At 68.3% G+C, this 23,321-nt stretch carries 26 protein-coding genes and 1 pseudogene; 20 read left to right on the top strand and 7 right to left on the bottom strand.

What is annotated here, in order from left to right:
• Positions 1-235: 235 nt before the first annotated feature.
• Entirely contained in the window at positions 236-1,474 is a 1,239-nt protein-coding gene (locus tag M3330_RS02710; protein WP_248689950.1) for an MFS transporter, read from the bottom strand.
• Between the two features lie 98 nt (positions 1,475-1,572).
• Here M3330_RS02710 and M3330_RS02705 point away from each other — a divergent pair, with 98 nt between their 5' ends.
• Positions 1,573-2,193, top strand: coding sequence for an ABATE domain-containing protein (locus M3330_RS02705; RefSeq protein ID WP_255026899.1), 621 nt, complete (start codon positions 1,573-1,575; stop codon positions 2,191-2,193).
• Positions 2,194-3,196: 1,003 nt separating this feature from the next.
• The gene (locus M3330_RS02700) at positions 3,197-3,811 is read left to right on the top strand and encodes a S41 family peptidase (protein WP_255026897.1); all 615 of its coding nucleotides are present in this window, start codon (positions 3,197-3,199) and stop codon (positions 3,809-3,811) included.
• Between the two features lie 775 nt (positions 3,812-4,586).
• Here M3330_RS02700 and M3330_RS02695 read toward each other — a convergent pair.
• Entirely contained in the window at positions 4,587-4,958 is a 372-nt protein-coding gene (locus M3330_RS02695; protein WP_255026896.1) for a hypothetical protein, read from the bottom strand.
• 93 nt (positions 4,959-5,051) lie between these two features.
• The gene (locus M3330_RS02690) at positions 5,052-5,291 is read right to left on the bottom strand and encodes a hypothetical protein (RefSeq protein ID WP_138842649.1); all 240 of its coding nucleotides are present in this window, start codon (positions 5,289-5,291) and stop codon (positions 5,052-5,054) included.
• On the opposite strand from M3330_RS02690, the gene M3330_RS02685 reads away from it, so the two are divergent.
• The 4 genes from M3330_RS02685 (at position 5,281) to M3330_RS02670 (ending at position 6,620) form a co-directional block, all read left to right on the top strand.
• The gene (locus M3330_RS02685; protein WP_006551241.1) at positions 5,281-5,562 is read left to right on the top strand and encodes a hypothetical protein; all 282 of its coding nucleotides are present in this window, start codon (positions 5,281-5,283) and stop codon (positions 5,560-5,562) included. The two genes, M3330_RS02690 and M3330_RS02685, sit on opposite strands and share 11 nt — an antisense overlap.
• Before the next feature lie 253 nt (positions 5,563-5,815).
• Positions 5,816-6,208 carry a hypothetical protein gene (locus M3330_RS02680; RefSeq protein WP_252174095.1) on the top strand — a complete coding sequence of 131 codons (393 nt, stop codon included), beginning with the start codon at positions 5,816-5,818 and terminating at the stop codon, positions 6,206-6,208.
• Complete coding sequence (locus M3330_RS02675; protein WP_019289107.1) at positions 6,205-6,381, top strand: hypothetical protein; 177 nt, start codon at positions 6,205-6,207, stop codon at positions 6,379-6,381. The genes M3330_RS02680 and M3330_RS02675 overlap by 4 nt, the downstream gene beginning before the upstream one ends.
• Positions 6,382-6,434: 53 nt before the next feature.
• Positions 6,435-6,620, top strand: a complete 186-nt coding sequence (locus M3330_RS02670; RefSeq protein ID WP_006551243.1) for a hypothetical protein — start codon at positions 6,435-6,437, stop codon at positions 6,618-6,620.
• Positions 6,621-6,831: 211 nt separating this feature from the next.
• Here the strand turns inward: M3330_RS02670 and M3330_RS02665 are convergent, their stop codons facing one another.
• On the bottom strand, positions 6,832-8,325 hold the full coding sequence (locus tag M3330_RS02665; RefSeq protein WP_255026894.1) for a hypothetical protein: 1,494 nt from the start codon (positions 8,323-8,325) through the stop codon (positions 6,832-6,834).
• Positions 8,326-8,570: 245 nt separating this feature from the next.
• Here M3330_RS02665 and M3330_RS02660 point away from each other — a divergent pair.
• The 5 genes and pseudogenes from M3330_RS02660 to trmD form a co-directional block, all read left to right on the top strand.
• Positions 8,571-9,004: pseudogene (locus M3330_RS02660) on the top strand (hypothetical protein); the annotation flags it as partial.
• A 208-nt stretch (positions 9,005-9,212) separates the two neighbouring features.
• A complete protein-coding gene (gene rpsP / locus M3330_RS02655) occupies positions 9,213-9,659 on the top strand; it encodes a 30S ribosomal protein S16 (RefSeq protein WP_255026893.1) in 447 nt (148 codons plus the stop codon).
• Positions 9,659-9,901, top strand: a complete 243-nt coding sequence (locus M3330_RS02650) for an RNA-binding protein (protein ID WP_006550954.1) — start codon at positions 9,659-9,661, stop codon at positions 9,899-9,901. Before rpsP ends, M3330_RS02650 begins: the two co-directional genes overlap by 1 nt.
• 10 nt (positions 9,902-9,911) lie before the next feature.
• Positions 9,912-10,502 (top strand): ribosome maturation factor RimM, encoded by a 591-nt coding sequence (gene rimM, locus M3330_RS02645; RefSeq protein WP_247848875.1) that lies wholly within the window; start codon positions 9,912-9,914, stop codon positions 10,500-10,502.
• A 3-nt stretch (positions 10,503-10,505) separates the two neighbouring features.
• The gene (trmD, locus tag M3330_RS02640) at positions 10,506-11,213 is read left to right on the top strand and encodes a tRNA (guanosine(37)-N1)-methyltransferase TrmD (protein ID WP_006550956.1); all 708 of its coding nucleotides are present in this window, start codon (positions 10,506-10,508) and stop codon (positions 11,211-11,213) included.
• A gap of 18 nt (positions 11,214-11,231) precedes the next feature.
• Here the strand turns inward: trmD and M3330_RS02635 are convergent, their stop codons facing one another.
• Positions 11,232-12,218 carry a hypothetical protein gene (locus tag M3330_RS02635; protein WP_247848876.1) on the bottom strand — a complete coding sequence of 329 codons (987 nt, stop codon included), beginning with the start codon at positions 12,216-12,218 and terminating at the stop codon, positions 11,232-11,234.
• A 155-nt stretch (positions 12,219-12,373) separates the two neighbouring features.
• Here M3330_RS02635 and M3330_RS02630 point away from each other — a divergent pair, with 155 nt between their 5' ends.
• The 9 genes from M3330_RS02630 to dprA all read left to right on the top strand — a co-directional run bounded on the left by M3330_RS02630 (position 12,374) and on the right by dprA (position 21,489).
• A complete protein-coding gene (locus tag M3330_RS02630) occupies positions 12,374-14,734 on the top strand; it encodes a Tex family protein (protein WP_255026892.1) in 2,361 nt (786 codons plus the stop codon).
• A gap of 68 nt (positions 14,735-14,802) precedes the next feature.
• Positions 14,803-15,708, top strand: coding sequence for a hypothetical protein (locus tag M3330_RS02625; protein WP_033096501.1), 906 nt, complete (start codon positions 14,803-14,805; stop codon positions 15,706-15,708).
• A gap of 83 nt (positions 15,709-15,791) precedes the next feature.
• Positions 15,792-16,133 carry a 50S ribosomal protein L19 gene (gene rplS / locus M3330_RS02620; RefSeq protein WP_006550960.1) on the top strand — a complete coding sequence of 114 codons (342 nt, stop codon included), beginning with the start codon at positions 15,792-15,794 and terminating at the stop codon, positions 16,131-16,133.
• A 228-nt stretch (positions 16,134-16,361) separates the two neighbouring features.
• Entirely contained in the window at positions 16,362-17,171 is an 810-nt protein-coding gene (gene lepB, locus M3330_RS02615; protein ID WP_039586960.1) for a signal peptidase I, read from the top strand.
• Positions 17,168-17,947 (top strand): ribonuclease HII, encoded by a 780-nt coding sequence (locus M3330_RS02610; RefSeq protein ID WP_255026890.1) that lies wholly within the window; start codon positions 17,168-17,170, stop codon positions 17,945-17,947. Before lepB ends, M3330_RS02610 begins: the two co-directional genes overlap by 4 nt.
• A gap of 37 nt (positions 17,948-17,984) precedes the next feature.
• Entirely contained in the window at positions 17,985-18,299 is a 315-nt protein-coding gene (locus M3330_RS02605; protein ID WP_006550963.1) for a DUF2469 domain-containing protein, read from the top strand.
• A gap of 177 nt (positions 18,300-18,476) precedes the next feature.
• The gene (locus M3330_RS02600; RefSeq protein WP_006550964.1) at positions 18,477-18,851 is read left to right on the top strand and encodes a YraN family protein; all 375 of its coding nucleotides are present in this window, start codon (positions 18,477-18,479) and stop codon (positions 18,849-18,851) included.
• The gene (locus M3330_RS02595; protein ID WP_006550965.1) at positions 18,851-20,359 is read left to right on the top strand and encodes a YifB family Mg chelatase-like AAA ATPase; all 1,509 of its coding nucleotides are present in this window, start codon (positions 18,851-18,853) and stop codon (positions 20,357-20,359) included. Before M3330_RS02600 ends, M3330_RS02595 begins: the two co-directional genes overlap by 1 nt.
• Positions 20,356-21,489: a DNA-processing protein DprA gene (dprA, locus tag M3330_RS02590; protein WP_033096503.1), complete on the top strand. Its 1,134-nt coding sequence runs from the start codon at positions 20,356-20,358 to the stop codon at positions 21,487-21,489. Before M3330_RS02595 ends, dprA begins: the two co-directional genes overlap by 4 nt.
• A 24-nt stretch (positions 21,490-21,513) precedes the next feature.
• Here dprA and M3330_RS02585 read toward each other — a convergent pair whose 3' ends face one another.
• Positions 21,514-22,830 carry a ClC family H(+)/Cl(-) exchange transporter gene (locus M3330_RS02585; protein WP_255026883.1) on the bottom strand — a complete coding sequence of 439 codons (1,317 nt, stop codon included), beginning with the start codon at positions 22,828-22,830 and terminating at the stop codon, positions 21,514-21,516.
• 142 nt (positions 22,831-22,972) lie between these two features.
• Positions 22,973-23,239, bottom strand: coding sequence for a hypothetical protein (locus M3330_RS02580; protein WP_006550968.1), 267 nt, complete (start codon positions 23,237-23,239; stop codon positions 22,973-22,975).
• Positions 23,240-23,321: the final 82 nt, after the last annotated feature.

Below are 23,321 nucleotides of genomic sequence, written 5' to 3'. Positions count from 1 at the left end.
CCCGGAGGTACACAGGGCACCCTCGAGGTCGGGTTGGTGGCCCCGCCTGTCGCTCCGGGACAACGATAAAACGTTGTATGTGCAAGTGCCGTATGTGCAAGCGCTTCCCGAAATCGATCGTTCATTGGCGGATTGCAGCATTCATCGAGGCGGTCGGTGACAGTCGAACCTCGAGGCCCGCACCGACTGTGGCGATCCAAGGCACAGTCGGTGCGGGCCGAATCGATGATGGAGCTCAGCTCGGCTGCAACGCCGGCTGCGGTGCTGCTACTCGCTGCTCGCGAATGAGCCAGGTCAGGACGGTTGACACGAGCAGGACCGCAGCGCCGCTGAGGAAAGAGATGCCATAACTGCCGGTGGCATCATGGAGCACGCCACCCATCAGCACACCGAGCGCAGCGAACAGTTGATGGATCAGCCAGGTCGAGCCGAGAATCCCGCCCATGGCGGTGCCACCGAAGCGATCCGCGATCAATCCTGTGGTCAGCGGGATCACGGGGAACGAGGACAGTCCGAAAAGAACGACGGCAACGGTGAGGAGCTGTCCGGTGCCGGTGAAAGCCAACACGAGGAAGCTCACGATGCGTACGAGATGCAATGCCAGCAGGGGACGGCGCTTGCCCCACCGTTTGGCGGCCCATTGACCGGTAGCCCACATCGAGGCAGCACTGCACACTGCGACGAGCGCCATCAGCCATCCGGCGGCAGAGGTCCCGAGCCCCAGCTCCACCGCGAGTTTCGGCATGTGGGTGGTGAACATGTAGAGCGAATAACCGCATCCCGCGAAGCTGAGGCCGATCAGCCAGAACTGAGGATCTTTCAGTGCCTGATGAAGGCTGGTTGCAGCGAGCGTCGGAACGGAAGTCTTCTCCGTTTCCAGTCCCACATCGCCGGGGCCATTCCGGGCGCCGAACCAGATGACCGGAACGACGATGGCGAGCATCACACAGCCGAGGATCGCGAAGGCGGTTTGCCATCCGAACGTGGAGATCAGGACTCCTGCGAGCGGAAGTAGCAGTAGTTGGCCGGCGTTGATGCCCATCGAGCTGATCGCCAGTGCCTGGGGGCGCCGGCGTACGTGCCATCGCGTCACCAGGACCGATGCGGGCATCGAGCTGCAGCCGGCGAATCCGATCGCGACGATGATTCCGAAGAGCAGGACGAACTGCCAGAACTCGGTGATGGCCGCGAGAAGAAGGTAAGCCAGGCCCATCAGCGCGGCGCTGGCGGTCATCACCGTTCGTGGACCCGACCGGTCGATGAGCCGGCCCATGACCGGCTGGGCCAGCCCCCACATGAGGGTGCTCGCTGCGACGGTGCCGCTCGTGGCTGCGAGCGACCACCCGAAGTGCCCCATCAAAGGCGGGATGAATTGGCCGATTGCCAGATTCAGCCCAAAGGCACCGGTCAGCGATATGAACGCCACTGCGGTGATGCGTGCGCCCCAGCTGCTGTGCAGTACGGACCTGTCCATGAATCCCCCCTAAGCTAATGGATGTGTATTGCTTGGCCGTTAGTTAGGTATCGCAGCACGAGATCTAACGCAAGTCAAACGGGGATACCATTAGTTCTATGACGCGACAGCCCCATCCCTCCCCGGCTGCACCTCTGAGCGGAGAACCCCTCGCCCTGGAATTGGTGAACACCACCTACATCGACGGAGGACTCCGGGGGCATCGAGTCGACGCACTGACCACCACGGACCAGCTCACCGCCTGGGCGAGCGAACATGCCGGTCAGTTCAGTGATGAACTACCCGCGGTTCTCGTGGAACGAGCCTGCACCCCGCGCACCCACGAACAGTTCCTCTCGCTGCGCGAGGCGCTACGCAGCTGCCTGCAGTCCGTTGTCGAGCACGCAGTACCCAACGGCGACTCCCTCGCGGTCATCAACGGATTCAGCAGCTACAACGCATCTCGCCTGGAAATCTCACCCGGGAACCCTGTAGTGGTGACGCGGCGGTGGCAGGTCGACGATCCGTGGTTGATCGCGCTCAGCGAAGTCGCGTCCGACGCGTGCCGACTGCTGATGCCGGATCTGATCGGCCAGGTGCGGGCATGCCCCGCGCCGGGATGCATCCTCTTCTTCGTCAAGTCCCATCCTCGGCGAGAGTGGTGCTCACCGGTGTGCGGGAACCGCGCCCGGGTCGCACGGCATGCCCGTGCCGGTAGGACGGCGCCAGGGACGGCCTGACTTTCTCGTCGCCAGTCTCGCGCCGGCGACAACTCCGGCCAGCGGCACCATCAGGTCCACCGACCCACCCCGGACCACAGCTCGCCGGCACCGCGGTGCGTCAGCAGGGCGTGTGCACCGTCGCGGGGAGTCGTCAATGGTTCAAGGACGACCCCGGCTGGCTGTAGCTCCCGTGCCGGATCTCGCACCGTGATCGCGGAGGCACCGGCAGCGGCTGGTCTTACAGGACCGACCCGCCGGTGCGCCGGCGGATGTCACCGCGCCTGCGGTGCGAGGAATGTGTCATCTGCGCAGCTCACGCGTAGGTGTTCGGTGCCACGCAGCGGGTCGGTCGGGGCTGTGACTGTGTTGGTGGGCACGCCGGTAGGTGTAGGTGCGGGTGGTCAGCAGGATCGCCGAGCTGAGCAGGATCGGTAGTTTGGCGGTCCAGGACGAGGCGCAGACGAGCGCGGCTGCGCCGAGCATCAATGCGCCGCAGGCTTGGGACGGCGAGCGCGGCGATCTCGGGGGGGCGGGTTCGGTGGCGGTGCGGGTTCCCAGGAATCCGGCCAGCAGCTACCCGCGCTCCGAGCATCAGCACGACGGTTACGATCACGGGGCCTCCTGGCAGATAGGGATCAGCGGCGGGTGTGCCGGGGCTGCTGGTTCTCGGCGAGGACGAGCGTCACGGCGTCGTCACCGGTGTTCTCACTGCGCAGCCGACGGCAGGCGACGACGCTGCCGAGTGCGGGGCGGTGGCATCCGTCGCCGCAGCGCTACGCCGAGATCGCTTTGGACCTGATGGGAGAACGGCTACTACGCGACCGGTCTGGAGTGGGACGCGCGGCGGGCCCGCGTACAGGCTGCCGCCGACGGCGCTGCGAGCATCCAGGAGTTGCATGGCCCGTTGGCGGCGGCGGTGAAAGTGGCCGGTGGGAAGCACTCGGTCTTCCTCGATCCGGCGAAAGCGGCCCGGTCGTCCTCGGCTGCCACCGCCGAGCTTTCCGAACCTACGGTCACCACAGTGGACAGCATCACCACCGTGACGATTCCTGCCTTGGGTGCGGTGTCGGACGAGTTGCAGCAGCGCTACGCCGACGCCGCGGCGGTCGGCATTCTCGGCGCGGCGGATCGGACCTGCGGGTGGATTGTCGATCTGCGCGGCAACACCGGCGGCACGATGTACCCGATGTTGTCCGGCCTGACCCCGCTGCTACCGAACGGGACCGCGATGACCTTTCGCACCCGCGCGGGCGAGGACATGCCCGTGACCATCTTCGACGACGGTGCCGGGATGGGCGGGACCGTCATCTCGGTCGGTGCTGTCGCGAAGATCGCCGATCAGCCTGTTGTGGTGCTCCAAGACGGTGACACGGTCTCGAGTGGTGAGGCGGTGCTCACGGCGTTCCGTGGTCTCGACAACGCCCGGTCGTTCGGGGCGGACAGCGCGGGATACACGTCAGCGAATTCGGTGCACCCGCTCTACGACGGAGCACTGTTGGTTCTCACCGAGAGTACGTATGTCGACCGCGACGGCGTCAATCTCGCTGAGGAACCCGTCGCTGCCGATCACCGCACCTCCAGCGACGGCGCGGAGGTGGCCGCACTGGGATGGTTGCGCGATCGCGGATGCAACTGAGCAACGACACCGCTTCGACCGCGTCGGAGGGGCCCATGCCGTCGGGGCAGTCCAGCGCACATTCGACCAATCACGAGTGTCACGCCCACGTCGATCGAGACACGGCATGGAATCCGTAGGGGCTGATCGCGATGACACATTTCATGTTCAGAGTCGTTGCCTTCCAGGCAGGTTCGTCGAGACGAGTCGGGATCGACATGAGCCATGTTTCCCACGGTGTCCCGGCTGATCGAGGAGGGCGCGGTGCAGCTGACGTAGTAGTCCCACAGTTCCTGCTCACTGAAGACGAATTTCACCGGTGGATCGACGGGCGTATCGTCCGTTGCGGTCAGTTGTAGTTGGCCGGCATCGTCGAGTCCCATCTGATAGCCGGCGCTGCCGCCACAACGAATCACGGACTCGATGACGTCGTCCATACCGGGATCAGGTCCGTCCACGACAACCTTCTGCGGTCTCTTACGGTTCGCTCCATCCCGGCCAGGCGATGTCCGGCGGTCGCGCCGGCGATCGCAATGTCGATCCGGGTCTCCGCCGACGGCCGCTTCCTTGCGCAGTGGTCCTCGATCCCGCCGCGACCGACGCCGGATCGTCCCGCGCGGCCGCGGGACGGCCCTCGACGCCGTGACCACCGCCGAGGTTGGGCTCGTTTCTGTGTCCGCCGGCGCGCTCTCCACCCGGGGGTGCGGGGGACGTGTCATCTACGCAGAGCGCAGCGCATCCCGTACTGGTTCGCGTTCGTGCTGTAGGCGTCCGTCGATGCAGCGGGTCCGACGGGTCAGCGGATTTCTTCGATCACGCTCGTACCCTTTCCGGGGCGGGATTCCCAGGCCCAGTTCTCTTCTACGCGTAGGCGACCGTCGGTGAGCACTTCGATCCGACTGTCGCAGACTCCACTCGCGGTAGTGCCGTCGACACTGAGGTGGGTGTAGCGAAAGTGCAGCCGTTCACCGTCACGTGTCCCGACGAGGAAACCCCGCACTATCTCTCCGCCGTCGTAGTCGGCCCAGATGACAGCGTTGTCCTGGTGGTACCGAAAACGTGTGGCGCTACTGACCTGTCCGGTGGGCGAGTTGCTGACACCGGTGAACACTCTGCCCTCGAGGTCGATGGTGGAGGACGAGGGGTGCGCAGCATCGGCAGTGGTCATCTCGGCACCATAGCCAAGACCCACCCGGCCGTGTTGGCACGCAGACCCGCGTGGAGCATCCGCCGATCGTGGTGGACAAGCACTTCCGGGCGATCATCCGGTCGGGTTCGTCTCGGATCGTGGTGTCGCCGCGTCGAGGTTGTCGAGCATCGTGGCCAGCGTCCGCAGGACGGTCTCGTAGTCCTCGGTGGAGACGCCGTCGGTCAGGGTCTGCGCGGTGCGCGCGTGCGTGCGGCTCATCTGCTCGAGCAGCTCGCGGCCCGCATCGGTGATCCGCATGGCGGTGGTGCCCGGGGCGACCGGATCGAGGTGCAGCCAGCCGTTGTCGGTCAAGGAGGCGCACGGCGCCGGCCCGGCTCTGCTGCCCGCCGCCGTGGCCCGATTCCTCGAGCACGAACAGCGCGCCGGCACCGTGGCCGCCGACGCCCCCATCGACGGAGTCGCCGCATCGATCGCCGGTGCCTGCTACCTACGGGCGTTCCTCGAACAGTTCTACGGACCCGACCATCCCCAGCAGCCGATGACCGAGTTCGCCGCCTCGATCATGGCCACGGTCCTGCCCGCCCTGACCACACACCCCGCCGCGTCCACCCCCAGCGACTGACTCACAGCCACACAGACGACGATCTGCGGTTGGAGTCACCGCAGAGTCGCGTCCACGCTGGTGAGGCACGGCCTGGAATCCGTAGGCGCTCAGCGCGGTGACACATTGCATGTTCAGAGTCGTTGCCCGCGCCGTACTCGGCGAAGCTCGCACGGACCGACACTCGAAGAATCAACCCTGAACAGTCACTCGAGGTGGGAAATTCGACGGCATCAAGACTGTGATTTACCCTGTGATCAGGAGGTGGATTGTTATGACAGCCGCACACCCATGCCCTGACCTCGCCGCCTACAACGACGCCGCCCGCATGACCCAATCACAGCTGGTCACCGCACTGCGCGACCTGCTCGGCGCCAAGCTCGTCGCCTACCTGGGGAAGGTCAAGGAAACCCGCGCGGTCCGCCAGTGGGCCGAGGGCACCCGCACTATCAACAACGACACCGACGTCGAACGCCTGCGCATCGCCTACCGCGCCGCCCGGCTGATCGCCGAACGCGACACCCCCGCCGTAGCGCAGACGTGGTTCCAGGGCCTGAACCCGATCCTCGACGACCGCCCGCCGGCGCTGCTGCTGCGCGAAGGCGAGCTGTCCGACGTCGGCCCGAAGGTCCTCGCCGCTGCCCGGCAGTTCGCGACGGTCGGATGAGCGCACCGGACCGCACGCTGATCTCCACCTCGCGCGGGGATGTCCGCTGCGTCGTGCCCGGCGACCCCGAATCGGTGGCCACCCTGCGCACCCTGTCCGGCCCCATGCGATCCGACACGGTCTGCTCGACCTCGACACCGCGGCGATCCGCAATGCCCGCCCGCGTGCCCTGACCCGGGCGATCTCCCAGTGGATCAACACTCTCTCCGATCCCGGCGGTGAGCCGGTGGCCGGCATCGAGTTCGAGTCCTGGCACGGTGACGGGTTGGTGCTCTGGGCGCTGTACGAGCGTCCCGGTGACGGGCCGGTCAGCAAGAACGTCACGGTGCTGGATTACGGCCCTGTCGAGGAGCACGATTCCGATCTGATCGAAGCGATGCGTCTGCACAAACTGGTCTGGGAGGACGACTGAATCATCGGCTCGCCCCGTGGCCGCCGCGGTGTTCCTGCGCCCGACCTGCGTTTTCCCGCGTGCTGTGAACGTGCCACGGTCTATGTAGGAGCGTAGCCCCCTCGAACCACTGGTCTGCCTTGCGGAGCAAGGAGAATGGAGGTGGGCGGACGCGGCCGGACCGGTGATCGGGCGGCGTGCGTACACGGACCTGCGCCTCGTGAGTGCTCGGCTACCGGAGGCGGGAGCGGTCGAGGAGTTCGGCGACATCGAGCAGTTCCGGCGGGTTCATGTGCTGGTGCGGCAAGGCATGCACGCCCGCAGCGGTGACCCACACGGTGCCGGCTCCGTCGATGGTGACGTCCGGGCGGGGACTGCGGATCGGGATGCTGGCGATCGGCTCCCAGGTGACCGGATCGAGGCGGGTGAACAGCCAGTATTGATGGTGATCGGCGGGATACACGGCCGGCCCCGGCAGTGGCCACCACTGCCTACGGCCGGAACCGTCCGGGGGATGGCCGACGATCCAGAGCAGGTCATCGATCTGTCCGCCGCCGAGGACATGATCAGGCAGCGAGTTCGGCTGGGCGAGGGTGAGATCGTCGAGTATCCGGTATGCGAAGGTGCCGTCGACGATCGTCGGTGGAAGGCCCGTCAGAAACGGCCGATAGGACATCCCCGCGGTCTCCAGCGGCGCACCGACGGTCACGGCGGCGTGCAGATCGACCCGGACCAGGCGCGCCGCTCCGAGCGCGCCGGTGCTCGGGTCACGCCGGCGAAACAGCAGGACAAACCCACCTTCGCAGGTGGTCATCGATTCGAGGTCGCCCCACTGCTCGGCAGGATGCCTCACCAGGTCCTGGCCGGGGCGAGCGAGGATCAGCTCGGCGGTGCCGCGGTCCGGCACCGCCACGGCGAGCAGGGTCTGGGCATGGGCTGCGCCGTCTCGAATCGGTGTATCGGTAATTGTCTCGACGGTGCCGCCCCGGGTGCAGTGGAAGATTCCGTCCCAGCCGCCCACCCAGCAGCCGTCGGCGTGTGCCCACACCGAACGGGTGCGATCGGCCGGCGGAGTATCGAAGATCTGCCCGGGCACGGTGTATTCGCGCACGCGCCGGTCGGCGTCGAGATGCACGACCAGGGGCAGTTCACGGTCGGCGATCCACAGGTCCGACTCGTGCGCGGATATCGCGGCGGGGATCATGCTCGGCCGCAGCGGCGGTGGCGGCACATCGGTCAAGTCGAGATCCACCAGCACGCCCACCTCGTGAGTGCGCTCGACCAGCGGGTCGGGGCCGCTGGGCCGGGCAACATGGGCGAACGATCGTGGGGACGTGGTGACCTGCCGATAGCGGCGGGTGCCGGGCACCGGCCTGAACGGCGAGTGCGGCTGATCGACCTCGCGCCGGTACCGATCGGATGCGACGCGAATACGCCTGACCCGGCCGCGGATCCGCCCGATAGTGGCGTAGGACAGATCACCGATCAACCGGCCGGTGACCTCGACCTGACCGAGCACCGGACGACGGGTGTACCAGGTCGCCGTCCACCCCACACCGCGCAGCAGCACCGTCCAGTCCCACCACTGCCGTCCGTCCCCGGGCTGCTGCAACGCGGGCTTTCCCGAATGCAGGGGCTCGGCCACAGCGCCAAGCGTGACAATCGACGGATCCGCCGGATCGGCGGGCATCTTCCTCGAACAACAACGGAAACACCGCGACGGCACCGACCTCCGGGGGCGGTGTCTCCCCGTCTTCGATCGACACGGTGGTCACCAACACCGGTAGCCGAGTCTGCGGACGCCACACCTGGTCAGGCTCTGTCACCCTGCCAGCGTGCCCGACACGCTGCCGCCGCGCACGATCGGCGCTGCGGTCGACCGAGTCGCGCATTTGCACGAGTACTGTTGACACACCCGGGATCTGTCGATGTGCAGCAGCGTGTCCGGCCAGTCTTCGCTGCATCCCTACACCCGTCGACCTCGAGGACGAGTCGTAGCTGCCCGACGAAGTGGCCCGTCAGGCCCGGGCCGGTGACGGCTGGGTCAAACTCATCGGCGACGCGATTCCCGGTGTATGCGGCGCACATGCGCACTCTGTACGGTACGCGCGCGTCGACGGGACCATCGGCGCTGCTGCCCACGAGGCCGGCATCCCGATCTACGCGGGCACCAGGTGCAGCACGGGCGCATCGCCGACGAGATCGCATCGCTCGTGCGCGTGGGTCTCGACCCGACCGAGGCGTACGCTGCGGCGAGTTGGAAGGCCCGCGCATGGCTCGGGCACCCGAGTCTCGAATCGGGGACGTCGGCGGATTTCGTCGTGTACCGGGAGGATCCGCGCAGCGACCCCGCGGCCGCGCGTCCCGATCTTGTGGTGCTCCGCGGCCGGGTGGTCTCGGGGCGCCCCGCGGCTGTAGAGAGGGTGCGCGGAGTCACCGGGTGCCGGTTTCGTCCTGGCTCGCGCGTCTGGCAGAATGGTTCGCTGTCGTCGCATCCGGTTACGTACCGCGCGGCGGTCACAGGCTAGAGGCAAAACCGGGCGTGCCAGAAGGGCGCGTCGTCCGAATTGCACGTGACACGCGCCTCGGCGCACCCCGAAGGAGAACACAGCAGTGGCTGTCAAGATCAAGCTCACCCGTCTCGGCAAGATCCGCAACCCGCAGTACCGCATCGTCGTCGCGGACTCGCGCACCCGCCGCAACGGCCGGGCCATCGAGACCATCGGCAAGTACCACCCGAAGGAAGAGCCTTCGCTGATCGAGATCGACTCGGAGCGTGCGCAGTACTGGCTGAACGTCGGCGCGCAGCCGACCGAGCCGGTCCTCAACCTCTTCAAGATCACCGGTGACTGGCAGAAGTTCAAGGGCCTGCCGGGTGCCGAGGGCACGCTGAAGAAGGCGGAGCCGAAGCCGTCCAAGCTCGAGCTGTTCCAGGCCGCCCTCGCGCAGGCCGAGAACGAGCCGGCTGCCGAGGCCGTCACGCCCAAGAAGAAGAAGGCTGCCAAGGAAGAGACCGCCGAGGCGGCCACCGAGGCCGAGTCCACCGAGGCCGCCGAGTAATGAGCGCCGTGGTCGCCGATGCCGTCGAGCATCTCGTTCGTGGAATCGTCGCCCATCCCGACGACGTCCGCGTCGACCTGATCGCGGGCCGTCGGGGCCGCACCGTCGAGGTGCACGTCAATCCCGACGACCTCGGCAAGGTCATCGGCCGCGGCGGTCGCACCGCGACCGCGCTGCGGACCCTCGTCACCGGAATCGGTGGCCGAGGTATCCGTGTCGACGTCGTCGACACCGACCGCTAGGCGAGCGTCGATGGAGCTCGTCGTGGGCCGTGTGGCCAAGTCGCACGGCATCAGAGGCGAAGTCGTCGTCGAGGTTCGCACCGACGAACCCGAAGAGCGCTTCGCCGTCGGCGCGGTCCTGCGTGGCCGTAAGCCTCGCGACAGGCACCTGCACGAGTACACAGTGGAAGCCGCCCGGGAGCACTCCGGGCGGCTTCTGCTGCGCCTGCAGGGCATCGACGGTCGCGACGCCGCCGACGCACTGCGCGGGGTGCTGTTCGTCGTCGACAGCGCCGACCTTCCGCCGTCCGACGACCCGGACGAGTTCTACGACCACGAACTCGAAGGGCTGACGGTGCGGATCGTCGCCGGTCGCCCCGACGGCGGAACCGAGGTCGGCACCGTCCGCGAGGTCCTGCACACGGCCGCCGGTGAACTGCTGTCGATCCGGCCAGCCGGCCAGGAGCGCGGAGAGTTACTCGTCCCGTTCGTCACCGAGATCGTCCCGACGGTGTCGGTCCGGGACGGCGTGATCGAGATCGATCCGCCCGAAGGACTCCTCGACCCCGACTTCGGGGAACCGCTGTCCAAGAAGAAGAAGTCGACCGAGGGGAAGCAGTAGTCCGTGCGGCTCGACGTCGTCACCATCTTCCCCGAATATCTCGAACCCCTGCGCGTCGCCCTGCTCGGCAAGGCGATCGACAAGGGGCTCATCTCCGTCGGTGTGCACAACCTGCGCGACTGGACGCACGACGTGCACAAGGCCGTCGACGACGCGCCCTACGGCGGCGGACCGGGCATGGTCATGAAACCCACCGTGTGGGGACCGGCGCTCGACGACGTGCTCGCCGGGCCCGACGGTGAAACCGATCCCGACGTACTGCTCGTCGTCCCGACGCCCGCCGGTCGCCGCTTCGATCAGGCCACCGCACAACGGTGGTCGAAGGAGAAGCGGATCGTCTTCGCCTGCGGCCGCTACGAAGGAATCGACCAGCGCGTCTTCGACGATGCCGCGCGGCGCGTGCGCGTCGAAGAAGTGAGCATCGGCGACTACGTCCTCATCGGTGGGGAGGTCGCCGTCCTCGTCATGGTCGAGGCCGTCGTCCGTCTGCTGCCCGGTGTACTCGGCAATCAGGCGTCGCATCAAGAGGATTCGTTTTCCGACGGACTGCTCGAAGGGCCGAGTTACACTCGGCCGGCGGTGTGGCGCGACCTCGAGGTGCCACCGGTGCTGCTGTCCGGCGACCACGGCAAGGTCGCTCGTTGGCGCCACGAGCAGTCGCTCGAACGCACCCGCGAACGACGACCCGATCTGCTCCCGTCCGACGACTGACGCCGGGCCCGACGGTCCTCAGGGCCGGTGCGCGCTTCCGAGCGTCGTCTCGACCGCCAGCGTGACGGTCTCGCGCGCGTGTTGCGCGCTCCCGTCGTCCGTCGCGTCGTACATCGCCGTGTCGGGCAGGAAACCGGTGTCGTAGAAGGGATCCGACTCTTCGTAGGTGACGGTCTCCCGCGCCGCGACCACGACCGCGTACCGGTGGTCGTCGCCGAAGAACCCGGTGGACAGGTGCAGCCATTCACCGGCCGGGCAGCACATCCACCCCTGCTTCACACCCAGGTCCGTGGAGTCGCCGAGATCCTCGGGAAGCCCGAAACGCTGGTCGTATCCGTCGATGCCCTCGTCGGTGAACTCCACCAGATGGCCGACGATCCGGGCCGCGCTCTCATCACCGGAGGCACTGTCGCCGAGCAGATCGTCGTACCAGGTCAGCAGGTCCGACGCCGTCGTGGTCGTGTTCCACCACCAGGACCCCGGATCCGGGGGAGTTGTGCCGGTCAGGTTGTGCCGCTCCACGACGTGCTCGACGATCTCGGGACCACCGTAGGTCTCCCACAACAGCGTCGCCGCGTTGTCGTCCGACGACCGCAGCATCGACCGGATCAACTCGTGGTCCTCGTCGGCGAGCGTCGCCTCGCCCGTCACCTCGCGGTACAGGACCTCCTCGGCGATGAACAGCTTCACCGTCGAGGCGGTCTCGAAGGGTTCGTCCGAACCGCCGAGCACGCGGGTCCCGGATTCACGGTCGAGCACGGCGACAGTCAGGCGCGCTCCGCGGCTGTCGGCGAGCGCGACGGCCGCGTCGATCTGTCGGGGCAGTTCGGCCGTCGACAGCGTCACGGTCGATTCGTCGGAATCGGTGTCCGTCACCGAGGCGAGACCGAGCGCCTCGTGCGGGAGCGGATGGGAGTCCATCGATTCGCAGCCGGATACGGCCAGTGCGGTGGCCACGCACAGCATCATCGCGCCCGATCGTGCGCGTCCGCGCCCGTGCTTCATGTCCGGTTCCTGCATTCCATTGTGCTGTGGACGATAGCGCCGGTCCACCCGGCAGCCTGCACGGACCCCGCTCGCGAGCGCGAGTGCCGTTACGCGCGCAGGCGCCCCACGGTCACAGGCGCGGGCGGGGGACGGCAACTGTAGGGTCGTTCGACGTGACGACCGAACTCGACACCGTGAACCAGCGGATCGCCCAGGAACTCGACGTCCGCGAAGACCAGGTCGCTGCGGCCGTGGGACTGCTCGACGGCGGCGCGACCGTGCCGTTCGTCGCGCGCTACCGTAAGGAGGCGACCGGCGGGCTCGACGACGCCCAGCTGCGCACCCTCGAGGAACGCCTCCGCTATCTGCGTGAACTCGACGAGCGCCGTGTCGCGATCCTCGAATCGATCGAGGCGCAGGGCAAGCTCGACGACACGCTGCGCGGACAGATCATGCTCGCCGACACCAAGGCGCGGCTCGAGGACATCTACCTGCCGTTCAAGCCGAAGCGGCGCACCAAGGCGCAGATCGCGCGCGAGGCCGGTCACGAACCCGTCGCCGACGCGCTCATCGGCGACCCCACCACCGACCCCGCCGGATACACCTCCGAGCAGCTCGACGGTGCGCGCGCCATCCTCGTCGAACGCTTCGCCGAGGACGCGGACCTCGTCGGCGAGCTCCGCGAGGCGATGTGGACGCGCGGCAAGGTGAGCTCCACCGTGCGGTCCGGCAAGGAGAACGACGGCGCGAAGTTCTCCGACTACTTCGAGTTCTCGGAACCGTTCACCCAGCTGCCCTCGCACCGCATTCTCGCCCTCCTGCGCGGCGAGAAGGAGGAGGTGCTGTCACTGTCGTTCGATCCCGAGATCGACGAGCCGGTGCCCGGTGAGCGCACCTACTACGAGGGCCGGATCGCGACGCGCTTCGACATCGCCGACGAGGGACGCGCCGCCGACAAGTGGCTGCTCGACACTGTGCGGTGGGCGTGGCGCACCAAGCTGCAGATGTCGCTGTCGCTGGACATCAGGATGCGGCTGCGGCAGTCCGCCGAGAAGGACGCGGTCGACGTCTTCGCCGCCAACCTCAAGGACCTGCTGCTCGCCGCACCGGCCGGAACGCGACCGACGATGGGCCTCGACCCCGGCTACCGCACCGGCACGAAGGTCGCCGTCGTCGACGCGACCGGCAAGGTCGTCGACCACGCCACCATCTATCCGCATCAGCCGCACAACAAGCGTGACGAGGCCCTCGCGGTGCTCGCCGCGCTGGTCGCGCGGCACGGTGTCGAACTGATCGCCATCGGCAACGGCACGGCGTCGCGTGAGACAGACGCTCTCGCAGCCGAACTCGTGTCGCTGGCGAAGGTGCCCGGGCTGACGAAGATCGTGGTGTCCGAGGCGGGCGCGTCCGTCTACTCGGCCTCCGAGTACGCCACCAAGGAACTCCCGGATCTCGACGTGTCCATCCGTGGTGCGGTCTCCATCGCGCGCCGCTTGCAGGATCCACTCGCCGAACTGGTCAAGATCGACCCGAAGTCGATCGGGGTCGGCCAGTACCAGCACGACGTGTCCGAGACGATGCTCGCGCGGTCGCTGGGCGCGGTCGTCGAGGACGCGGTGAACGCCGTTGGCGTCGACGTCAACACGGCATCTGTCCCGCTGCTGTCGCGGGTCTCGGGGATCACCGGCTCGCTCGCGGAGAGCATCGTCGCCCACCGCGACCAGAACGGTCCGTTCCGTGCACGGCGAGCGCTCGAGGACGTTCCGCGACTCGGCCCGAAGGCCTTCGAACAGTGCGCGGGCTTTTTGCGCATCCCCAACGGCGACGACCCGCTCGACGCGTCCGCGGTGCACCCCGAGGCGTATCCGGTGGTGCGGCGGATCGTCGACCGGACCGGCAGCAGCGTCCGCGAACTGCTCGGCAACATCGCGACCCTGCGGAAGCTGCGCGCCGACGAGTTCGCCGACGACCGCTTCGGTGTCCCGACCGTCACCGACATCATCTCCGAGCTCGAGAAGCCCGGCCGCGACCCGCGTCCGGAGTTCAAGACCGCGACGTTCGCCGCCGGTGTCGAGAAGGTCGCCGACCTGAGGCCCGGCATGGTCCTCGAAGGAGTGGTCACCAACGTCGCGGCCTTCGGTGCGTTCGTCGACGTCGGTGTGCACCAGGACGGCCTCGTGCACGTCTCCGCGATGTCGCGCAGCTTCGTGAAGGATCCGCACGACGTCGTCCGGTCCGGTGAGGTCGTCAAGGTGAAGGTTCTCGAGGTCGACGTCGCGCGCCAGCGCATCGGTCTGACGCTGCGCCTCGACGACGAGGTCCCCACCCCGGGCGCCGAGAAGTCGGGCGGCCAGCCGCGCGGAGGTGGCCGTCGCCCCGGAGGTCAGGGCAGCGGCAACCAGGGCGGCGGTCGTGGACGCAGCGGTCAGGGCAATCGTGGGCAGCAGGGGCGTGGCGGCGACCGCCGTTCGACGTCGGCCGCCTCCGGATCCTTGGCCGACGCCCTGCGACGCGCCGGTTTCGGCAACAACTGACGCGAATCACCGGGTCACTCCTGCAATGCTGTGGACATGAGATCCACGGTGGCCGGGGTGATCCGGTGATGCTCGACTGGATGCGGCGCGAGATCGTCGATCAGGGGCGCCTGCCGCTGCTGTTCTTCCTGCTCGGTTTCGTGGCCGCGTTCGTCTTCATCCGGATCAGCGTGCGGTTGATCCGCGCGCAGGTGCGCTGGTGGCCCGGCAACATCACCCCGGGCGGTCAGCACGTGCACCACGTGGTGTTCGGTGTCGTCACGATGGTGATCGCCGGTGGGGGACTGATCGCGATCTCGGAGGACGCGAACCGCGTCGCCGCGTGCATCCTCGCGGCGCTCTTCGGAGTCGGCGCCGCACTGACACTCGACGAGTTCGCGTTGATCTTCTATCTGAACGACGTGTACTGGGAAGAACAGGGACGGGTGTCCGTCGACGCCGTCTTCGTGGCGATCGCCGTGACCGGGATGTGGTTGCTCGGTCTGCGACCGTTCGAACTCGGGGACACCACGAACTTCGAGGACAGCGGTGACTGGGCCGGACGGGCCGCGCTGGTGGTGGCTGTGCTCGTGAACCTCCTGCTCGCCGCGATCGTCCTGGTGAAAGGAAAGATCTGGACGGGCCTGGTGGGGCTGTTCGTCGTTCCGCTGCTGTGGGTCGGCGCGATCCGGCTCTCCCGGCCCGGCGCGCCCTGGGCTCGCTGGCGGTACGGCAAGCGGCCCCGTCGCATGGCGCGCGCGCTCGAACGCGAACGTCGACTGCGGCGCCCGGTGATCCGCGCCAAGATCTTCGTGCAGGATCTCGTCGCGGGCGCACCGACGCTCGAAACCGTGCGGGGCAGTGTCGAGCACTCGCGCACCGCGACCGAGGCCGAACTGGACCGTCGCGTCAAGCCGGCGCCACCGCCGATTTCATCGATCGGTGTTCCGTCTGGCACAATGGACGGGTTGCCCCGTTCGGGCACGCCTACCTGACCTGGGCACGAACCGGTCGAGCCCGCCACACGGCGGTCGCCGCCAGGTTCCTCTGCTCGAGCGAACAAGAGGATGAAAAACCGATGAACACCCTGGACTTTCTGGACGCCAAGTCGCTGCGCGACGACATCCCGGACTTCCGTCCCGGCGACACTCTCGACGTGCACGTCAAGGTCATCGAGGGCAGCAAGGAGCGTGTGCAGGTCTTCAAGGGCGTCGTGATCCGGCGTCAGGGCGGCGGCATCCGCGAGACCTTCACCGTCCGCAAGGTTTCCTTCGGCGTCGGCGTGGAGCGCACCTTCCCGGTCCACAGCCCCAACCTCGCCAAGATCGACGTGCTGACCCGTGGCGACGTCCGTCGCGCGAAGCTCTACTACCTGCGTGAGCTGCGCGGCAAGGCTGCCAAGATCAAGGAGAAGCGCTGATCTTCGGCCGCTGACCAGCCCCTCGGGCTGCTCGGCACGGCTCCCGAGCCACTCGATACAGCATCCGACGACCCGGCCCGGACTTCCGTCCCGGCCGGGTCGTCGTCGTTGTGGGCAGCGGTCTGTCCCTCTCCCGTCCGGTCGACGGTCGTCCTCGGCGGGCCGCCGTGCCGCAGACGCTAGTCTGTCGAGGTGGCAGATTCCCCGCACGATCCGGCTCGACCGGATGTGAACCGCAACGATGTTCGAGGTTCGGCTCGGAGCGATCGAGCCGACGGTGCACACCACCGGCGCGAGGACCCCGCAGCGAAGGACACCGCCCCGAAGGCGAAGAAGCAGAAGTCGTTCTGGCGTGAACTGCCGATCCTGGTCGTCGTCGCACTGGCCCTGAGCTTCCTGCTGCAGACCTTCGTGGCGCGGGTCTATCTCATCCCCTCGGAGTCGATGGAGCCGACACTGCACGGCTGCCCGGGCTGCACCGGCGACCGCATCGTCGTCGAGAAGGTGGGATACCGCTTCACCGACCCCCGTCCCGGCGACGTCATCGTCTTCGAAGGCCCCGACTCGTGGTCGGCCGGCTACACCTCGACCCGTTCCGACAACGTCGTCGTGCGGGGACTGCAGGAGATCGGTTCGCTCGTCGGCGTCGTGCCGCCGGACGAGAACGACCTCGTCAAGCGCGTGATCGCGACCGGCGGGCAGACGGTGGAATGCTGCGACGACCAGGGCCGCGTCCTCGTCGACGGTGTCCCGCTCGACGAGCCGTACGTGACCATGGACTTCCCGTTCACCCCGGGTGTCGTCACCTGCGAGACCGAAGTCCCCTCCGGGCGTTGCTTCGGGCCCGTCACCGTGCCCGAGGACCACGTCTGGGTGATGGGCGACAACCGCAGTAACTCGGCCGACTCGCGCTACCACGTCGGGGACGAGCACCAGGGCTCTATCCCGCTGGACAATGTCATCGGAAAAGCCCGCTTCATCGTGCTGCCTCCCGGCCGATGGGGCCTCATCGACTCACCGGAGATCCTTCCCTCGTGACTGCCTGGCCACCTCGACCCGTGATCCGTCGCTCCTCCGGACTGCGCACCATGGAGTCCGCGCTCGCGCGGTGCGGTCTCGGTCCGGTCGCGGGGGTCGACGAAGCCGGCCGCGGTGCCTGCGCCGGGCCGCTCGTCGTCGCCGCGTGCGTGCTCGGCGACCGGCCGCACGCGTCGCTCGACCGGCTCGACGATTCGAAGAAGCTCACCGAACGCACCCGCGAGGAGTTGTACTCGGTGATCGTGCGACGCGCCCGGGCGTGGAGCGTGGTGGTGATCCCCGCGGAGGAGATCGACGCGATCGGCATCCACGTCGCCAACATCGAGGGCATGCGACGCGCGGTGGCAGGTCTGTCGACTCCGCCCGGTTACGTGCTGACCGACGGTTTCCGAGTGCCCGGACTGCCCGCGCCGTCGCTGCCCGTGATCGGCGGCGACGCGGCGGCCGCGTGCATCGCGGCGGCCAGCGTGCTCGCGAAGGTCACACGCGATCGCATGATGGTCGACCTCGACGGCGAGCTACCGGAGTACGGTTTCGCAGTACACAAGGGCTACAGCACTCCGACGCACATGGCGGCGTTGGCCGAGCACGGCCCGTCGCCGCAGCACCGGCGGTCGTGGGCCAATGTGCGCTCGGTGTGCGGAGTGCCCGCAGTGCGACGTCGGCTGTTCGCCGACGACCTGGTTCGTCGATCGTATGCCGACGACCTGGTTCGTCGATCGTATGCAGACGACCTGGGGCGTCGATTGTTCACCGACGAGGCGGATGCGGGATGATTGCAGGACACACCAGACTGGGAGGACACCGAGACCGATGAGTGCCGAGGATCTCGAGAAGTACGAAACCGAGATGGAACTCTCGCTGTACAGGGAGTACCGGGACATCGTCGGTCAGTTCGCGTACGTCGTGGAGACCGAACGCCGGTTCTACCTGGCGAACGCGGTGGAATTGCTGCCGCACAACGCCAACGGCGAAGTGTACTTCGAGGTGCGCATGTCCGACGCCTGGGTGTGGGACATGTACCGTCCCGCCCGCTTCGTCAAGCACGTCCGTGTCATCACCTTCAAGGACGTCAACATCGAAGAGCTCGACAAGCCCGAACTGAGACTGCCCGACAAGCTGGGCTGACGCCCTCGGGGATGACCCTGCGCACAGCGGCCGCATCCTAGCCGGGGCGCCGACACCGAGCCGTTCTCCGTGGCTCGTCGCCCGCCGTTGTGCACAGGCACCGCACTCATCCACAGTTTCCCCGATCTTCGTGCTCGGACCCCGATTCCGCGTGTCCCGGTCCTCCACAGTGGGGGCATGCAGGGGACCAATCGGACATCACACAACCGGGATCTGGGCGCGCGAGGCGAGGATCTTGCCGCCGAATACCTCGAGTCGACCGGCATGGTCGTGCTCGAACGGAACTGGCGCAGCCGATACGGCGAACTCGATCTCATCGCACAGGACGGCGCGTCCGTCGTCTTCGTCGAGGTCAAGACCCGCACCGGCACCGGCTACGGCACCCCCGCCGAGGCGGTGACGCCCGCGAAGGCCGAAAGGATCCGTCGCCTCGCCGGACTGTGGTTGTCCGAGCAGACGCGCCGCTGGTCGCACATCCGCGTCGATGTGGTCACCGTCCTGCTCGCGCGGGGACACGCCCCGGAGATCACCCATCGCAAGCAGGTCCTCTGATGGCGCTCGGCCGTGCCTGGTCGGTCGCCGTCTCCGGGATCGACGGGCAGGTCGTCGAGATCGAAGCCGACATCGGGCGAGGTCTGCCGGGCGTGACGATGGTCGGGCTGCCCGACACCGCGCTCCAGGAGTCGCGCGACCGGGTGCGCGCCGCCGTGTCGAATTCCGGTGCCAAGTGGCCGGATTCGAAGGTCGTGCTCGCACTGTCGCCGGCCACGCTGCCGAAGGTCGGCAGTGTCTACGATCTCGGACTGGCGTGCGCGGTGCTCGACGCAGCGGATGTCGTGCCGACCGAGGCCGTCTCCCGGACGGTGCTGCTCGGCGAACTCGCGCTCGACGGGCGCGTCAGGCCGGTGCGCGGTGTGCTGCCCGCCGTGCTCACGGCGAAGAAACACGGCTGGTCGCGCGTGGTGGTGCCGACCGCGACGATGACCGAAGCGGCGCTCGTCGACGGCATCGACGTCTACGGCGCCGAGACACTGCGCGAGTTGGTGCTCTGGCTCCAGGGCGACGGTCCGCTCGAACGGCCCGATCCGCGCGCGCTGCCACCGCGGGCGGTGCGCGGCGATCTCAGCGAAGTGGTCGGCCAGCACGAAGCGCGTCGCGCGATCGAGGTCGCTGCGGCCGGCGCGCACCACCTGATGTTGACCGGCCCGCCGGGAATCGGGAAAACAATGCTCGCGCAGCGACTTCCGGGGATCCTGCCGGACCTGGACGAAAGTCACGCCCTCGAGGTGACGGCCATCCATTCGGTGGCGGGCACCCTCACCAGCGACCGGCCGCTCGTGACGGAGCCGCCCTTCATCGCGCCCCATCACACGGCGTCGGTGAGTTCGCTGATCGGAGGCGGTACCGGCATGGCGAAACCCGGCGCGGTGAGCCGGGCACACCGTGGCGTGCTGTTCCTCGACGAGGTCGCCGAGATGGGGACGAAGACACTCGAAGCGCTGCGGACGCCGCTCGAGGACGGGGAGGTGCGCATCGCCCGCCGGGACGGTGTCGCGCGATATCCGGCCCGCTTCCAGCTGATCCTCGCCGCCAACCCGTGCCCGTGCGCACCACCACGCGACGCCGACTGCGTGTGTGCGCCGACCGCACGTCGCCGCTATCTGGGGCGTCTGTCGGGCCCGCTCCTCGACCGCGTCGACCTGCGGGTCCGGATGCAAGCCGTCGCGACCAGCGCGTTGATGGGGGAGACCGGCGAGAGCACCGACGACGTACGGGCGCGTGTCGCCCGGGCGAGAGCCGCGGCACGCGAGCGGTGGGCCGAGCACGGCTGGGCCACCAACGCCGAGGTGCCCGGGCCGGCTCTCCGGCAGAAGTTCCGTCTTCCACGTGCTGCGCTCGAACCCGTCGAATGGGCGCTGCGCAAGGGCGCCATCACCGCGCGAGGAGCGGATCGGGCACTGCGGGTCGCGTGGACGCTGAGCGACCTCGACGGTTCTGATTCGCCGACGGCGACGCACGTCGCTGCCGCACTCGACTTCCGGGATCGGGGTGTCGCATGAGCGGGCACGGCGACGAACGGCGCCTGGCCTGGGCCTATCTGTCGACCGTCGCACAGGGTGCGTCACGTTCGTTGTCGGCGGCAGTGGAAGCCGAGGGTGTACTCGAGGTGGCAGCCGCCATCCGGTCGGGTGCGGGCCTCGACGAACTCTCGTCGCGGTACTCGGTGCGGGCACACCTCGATACCGCGGCACGGGATCTCGATCGTTTGGGACGGGCCGGCGGGCGACTGGTCACGCCCGACGACGACGAATGGCCTGCCTGGCAGATGCTCGGCTTCGGCACTCTCGACACCGCGACCGACGCCGAAGGGCCACCCCTCGCGCTGTGGGTGTGGGGGAGCCGGCGGATCGACGACCTCGCCGAACGCGCGATCGGCATCGTCGGGACCCGCGCCGCGAGCGGTTACGGGGAGCACGTCACCGCCGAGATCGCCGGGGATCTCGCCGCCGACGGATGGACGGTCGTGTCCGGCGCGGCCTTCGGCGTCGACGCGGCCGCACACCGCGCGGCGCTCGGGGTGGGTGGCACCACCGTCGCGATCCTGGCCTGCGGTGTCGACCGGGCGTATCCGGCGGCACACGCGACGATGTTGCGGCGGATCTCCGAATCGGGTCTGGTGGTGAGCGAGTATCCCCCGGGCACGACTCCGGCGCGGTACCGGTTCCTCGCCCGCAACCGGCTGATCGCGGGGTTGTCCGCCGGCACGGTCGTCGTCGAGGCGGGCTGGCGCAGCGGGGCGCGCAACACCGCGGCGTGGGCGCGACGACTCGGGCGGCCTGTCATGGCGGTGCCCGGACCGGTGACCTCGGCGGCCTCGCAGGGCTGTCACCGCATGATCAGGGAGGGCGAGGCGCGTCTGGTGGGCGCGGCGCGCGACGTCGTCGAGGAGTGCGGTCCGCTGCTGGCGGGCGGGGACGACGACCTCGACGGCCTGTTCCGCCGCGACCTGGACGGATTGTCGGGCGACATGGCCCTGGTCTACGAGGCGCTTCCGGCGTCGGATGTCTGTGATCCGGCGATGGTGGCCGAGTCCGCGGGGCTGCCGATCGAGCGGGTGCGGGCGGCGCTGCCCCTGCTCGAACTCGACGGTCTGGTGGTGGTGACGGACGGAGGGTGGCGGCGGACGTGACGGCGGATCGACGCCCGGGGCGGTCTACCCCCGGTCGGGAGGGGTGCCGAACATGCGGTCGCGCAGGCTGTCGTAGATGGGCGGGACCCGCGTGGAATACGCCACGACGACGGCGCAGATCGTCGCGGCGAGCATCGGGACCGTCACTCCCGTCGCCGCGGTCATCTCCACGACGAGGACGACTCCGGTGATCGGGGCCCGCACCGACGCGCCGAAGAGAGCGGCCATCCCCGCGATGGCCATCGGCACGGCCAGGGACGACCCGATCCCGGGGACGATCGCGGTACAGATCCCGGCGCACAACAGACCCCAGAGAGCGCCCAGTGCGAGGAGCGGCGCGAACAGTCCGCCCGGTGTCCCGGCCGCGTACGACAGCGGGCCGGCGACGAACCGCAGCAGGACGTACCAGGCGACCACCGGCAGTGCGAGCGCACCACCGCTCACCACGTGCTGGACGAGGGAGTCGCCGCCACCGCCGGCCCACGGTGCGACCACGGACAACAACCCGACGAGTCCGCCGATGATTGCAGCCTTCATCACCGGGGAGAGCGACCGGACCGACTCCACCACGCTCAGCGAGCCCAGGACCATCCGGTTGTAGGCCGCGCCGAGCAGTCCGGTGAGCAGACCGAACACCACGAACACGGGCAGCAGGACGATCGACGGGGGAGCGATGGGGTCCACGGCGAAGTCGGGGGTGTCGCCGACGATCGTCCGCGAGCACACCACCGCGGCGGCCACCGACAGGACGACGGGTACGACCGTGCGGAAACGGAAGCTGGCGGTGACCTCCTCGAAGACGAACAGCGCACCGCCGATCGGGGCATTGAACGCGACCGCGAGTCCGGCACCGGACACCGAGGTCTGCAGCAGACGTTCGTGCTCGGGACGCCGGGCGCAGCGTGCGGTCTCGGCGCCCACCGCGGCACCCATGTGCACGATCGGGCCCTCCCGTCCCAGGACGAGACCCGACCCGATCGACAGGAGCGCCCCGACGAATCTGGAGGGCAGCACCGACAGAGGTGGGGGCTCGGCCTGCCCGCGGTCGACGGCTTCGACGTGCTGGATTCCGCTACCCGAGGCGAGGGGGACCATCCGGACGATCAGCGCTGCGAGCAGAGCGCCAAGGATCGTGATTCCCACCGGCACGAGCCATCCCGGACCGGGAAGTTCGTGCGCCCACTCCGCGGTGTGGATCCGCCATCGCTCGAGCCGTTCCAGGCACCAGCGGAAGGCCCCGCCGACGACGCCGATGACGGCGCCGGCCACGATCGCCAGCACACAGATCGTCGCCAGTTCGCGAGCGGGAACGGTAGGTTCCCGCACGTTCTCGATGTCCACCCGGCGCCCTCCGACCTGCCGCCGACGCGCCGATCCGCCCGGCGGTGCCGGAGACGGTCGCGCGAAGGAGTCGTGACCGTATGTTCACAGACTCCGAGACGTTTCGCGGGGACGCGCGAGGGTGAATTCGGAGGAGGACCGCCTACTCGGCCGAGGTGTCGGCGGTCGGCTCGTCCTCGACGTACCAAGCGCGGTCCTCGCGGTCCCATTTCACGGCACCGCGGTGGGCCTTGCGGAACTCCTTGAGGACGGCGCGGTCGATCGAGGGGTGGCCGTTGTCGTTCACGTAGATCCACTCGGAGCCGAACTTGGCCTCGATCGCGTCGACCATGTCGGTCTGGGTGACCCTGCGTTCGGTGGTGATGATGTCGGTCATCCATGTGGCGATGTCGGCCGCGGTGGTGCTCATGTTCTCGAGCCTAGAGCCTCGCCGATCGTGACCTCCCCGCCGCACCCCGCGACAGAGTACGGTGACGCGAGATAGGTAACCC

The organism is Rhodococcus sp. GA1 (assembly GCF_024321955.1).
Classification (GTDB): domain Bacteria; phylum Actinomycetota; class Actinomycetes; order Mycobacteriales; family Mycobacteriaceae; genus Rhodococcus; species Rhodococcus pyridinivorans.
This window is presented reverse-complemented; position numbering and strand designations above follow the sequence as displayed.

Excerpts from the sequence above, each read along its gene's own strand:
- M3330_RS02710 (WP_248689950.1), bottom strand. The coding sequence starts at position 1,474 with ATGGACAGGTCCGTACTGCACAGCAGCTGGGGCGCACGCATCACCGCA.
- M3330_RS02705 (WP_255026899.1), top strand. The coding sequence starts at position 1,573 with ATGACGCGACAGCCCCATCCCTCCCCGGCTGCACCTCTGAGCGGAGAA.
- M3330_RS02695 (WP_255026896.1), bottom strand. The coding sequence starts at position 4,958 with ATGACCACTGCCGATGCTGCGCACCCCTCGTCCTCCACCATCGACCTC.
- M3330_RS02680 (WP_252174095.1), top strand. The coding sequence starts at position 5,816 with ATGACAGCCGCACACCCATGCCCTGACCTCGCCGCCTACAACGACGCC.
- M3330_RS02675 (WP_019289107.1), top strand. The coding sequence starts at position 6,205 with ATGAGCGCACCGGACCGCACGCTGATCTCCACCTCGCGCGGGGATGTC.
- M3330_RS02650 (WP_006550954.1), top strand. The coding sequence starts at position 9,659 with ATGAGCGCCGTGGTCGCCGATGCCGTCGAGCATCTCGTTCGTGGAATC.
- rimM (WP_247848875.1), top strand. The coding sequence starts at position 9,912 with ATGGAGCTCGTCGTGGGCCGTGTGGCCAAGTCGCACGGCATCAGAGGC.
- M3330_RS02635 (WP_247848876.1), bottom strand. The coding sequence starts at position 12,218 with ATGAAGCACGGGCGCGGACGCGCACGATCGGGCGCGATGATGCTGTGC.
- M3330_RS02625 (WP_033096501.1), top strand. The coding sequence starts at position 14,803 with ATGCTCGACTGGATGCGGCGCGAGATCGTCGATCAGGGGCGCCTGCCG.
- rplS (WP_006550960.1), top strand. The coding sequence starts at position 15,792 with ATGAACACCCTGGACTTTCTGGACGCCAAGTCGCTGCGCGACGACATC.
- M3330_RS02605 (WP_006550963.1), top strand. The coding sequence starts at position 17,985 with ATGAGTGCCGAGGATCTCGAGAAGTACGAAACCGAGATGGAACTCTCG.
- M3330_RS02600 (WP_006550964.1), top strand. The coding sequence starts at position 18,477 with ATGCAGGGGACCAATCGGACATCACACAACCGGGATCTGGGCGCGCGA.
- M3330_RS02595 (WP_006550965.1), top strand. The coding sequence starts at position 18,851 with ATGGCGCTCGGCCGTGCCTGGTCGGTCGCCGTCTCCGGGATCGACGGG.
- dprA (WP_033096503.1), top strand. The coding sequence starts at position 20,356 with ATGAGCGGGCACGGCGACGAACGGCGCCTGGCCTGGGCCTATCTGTCG.
- M3330_RS02580 (WP_006550968.1), bottom strand. The coding sequence starts at position 23,239 with ATGAGCACCACCGCGGCCGACATCGCCACATGGATGACCGACATCATC.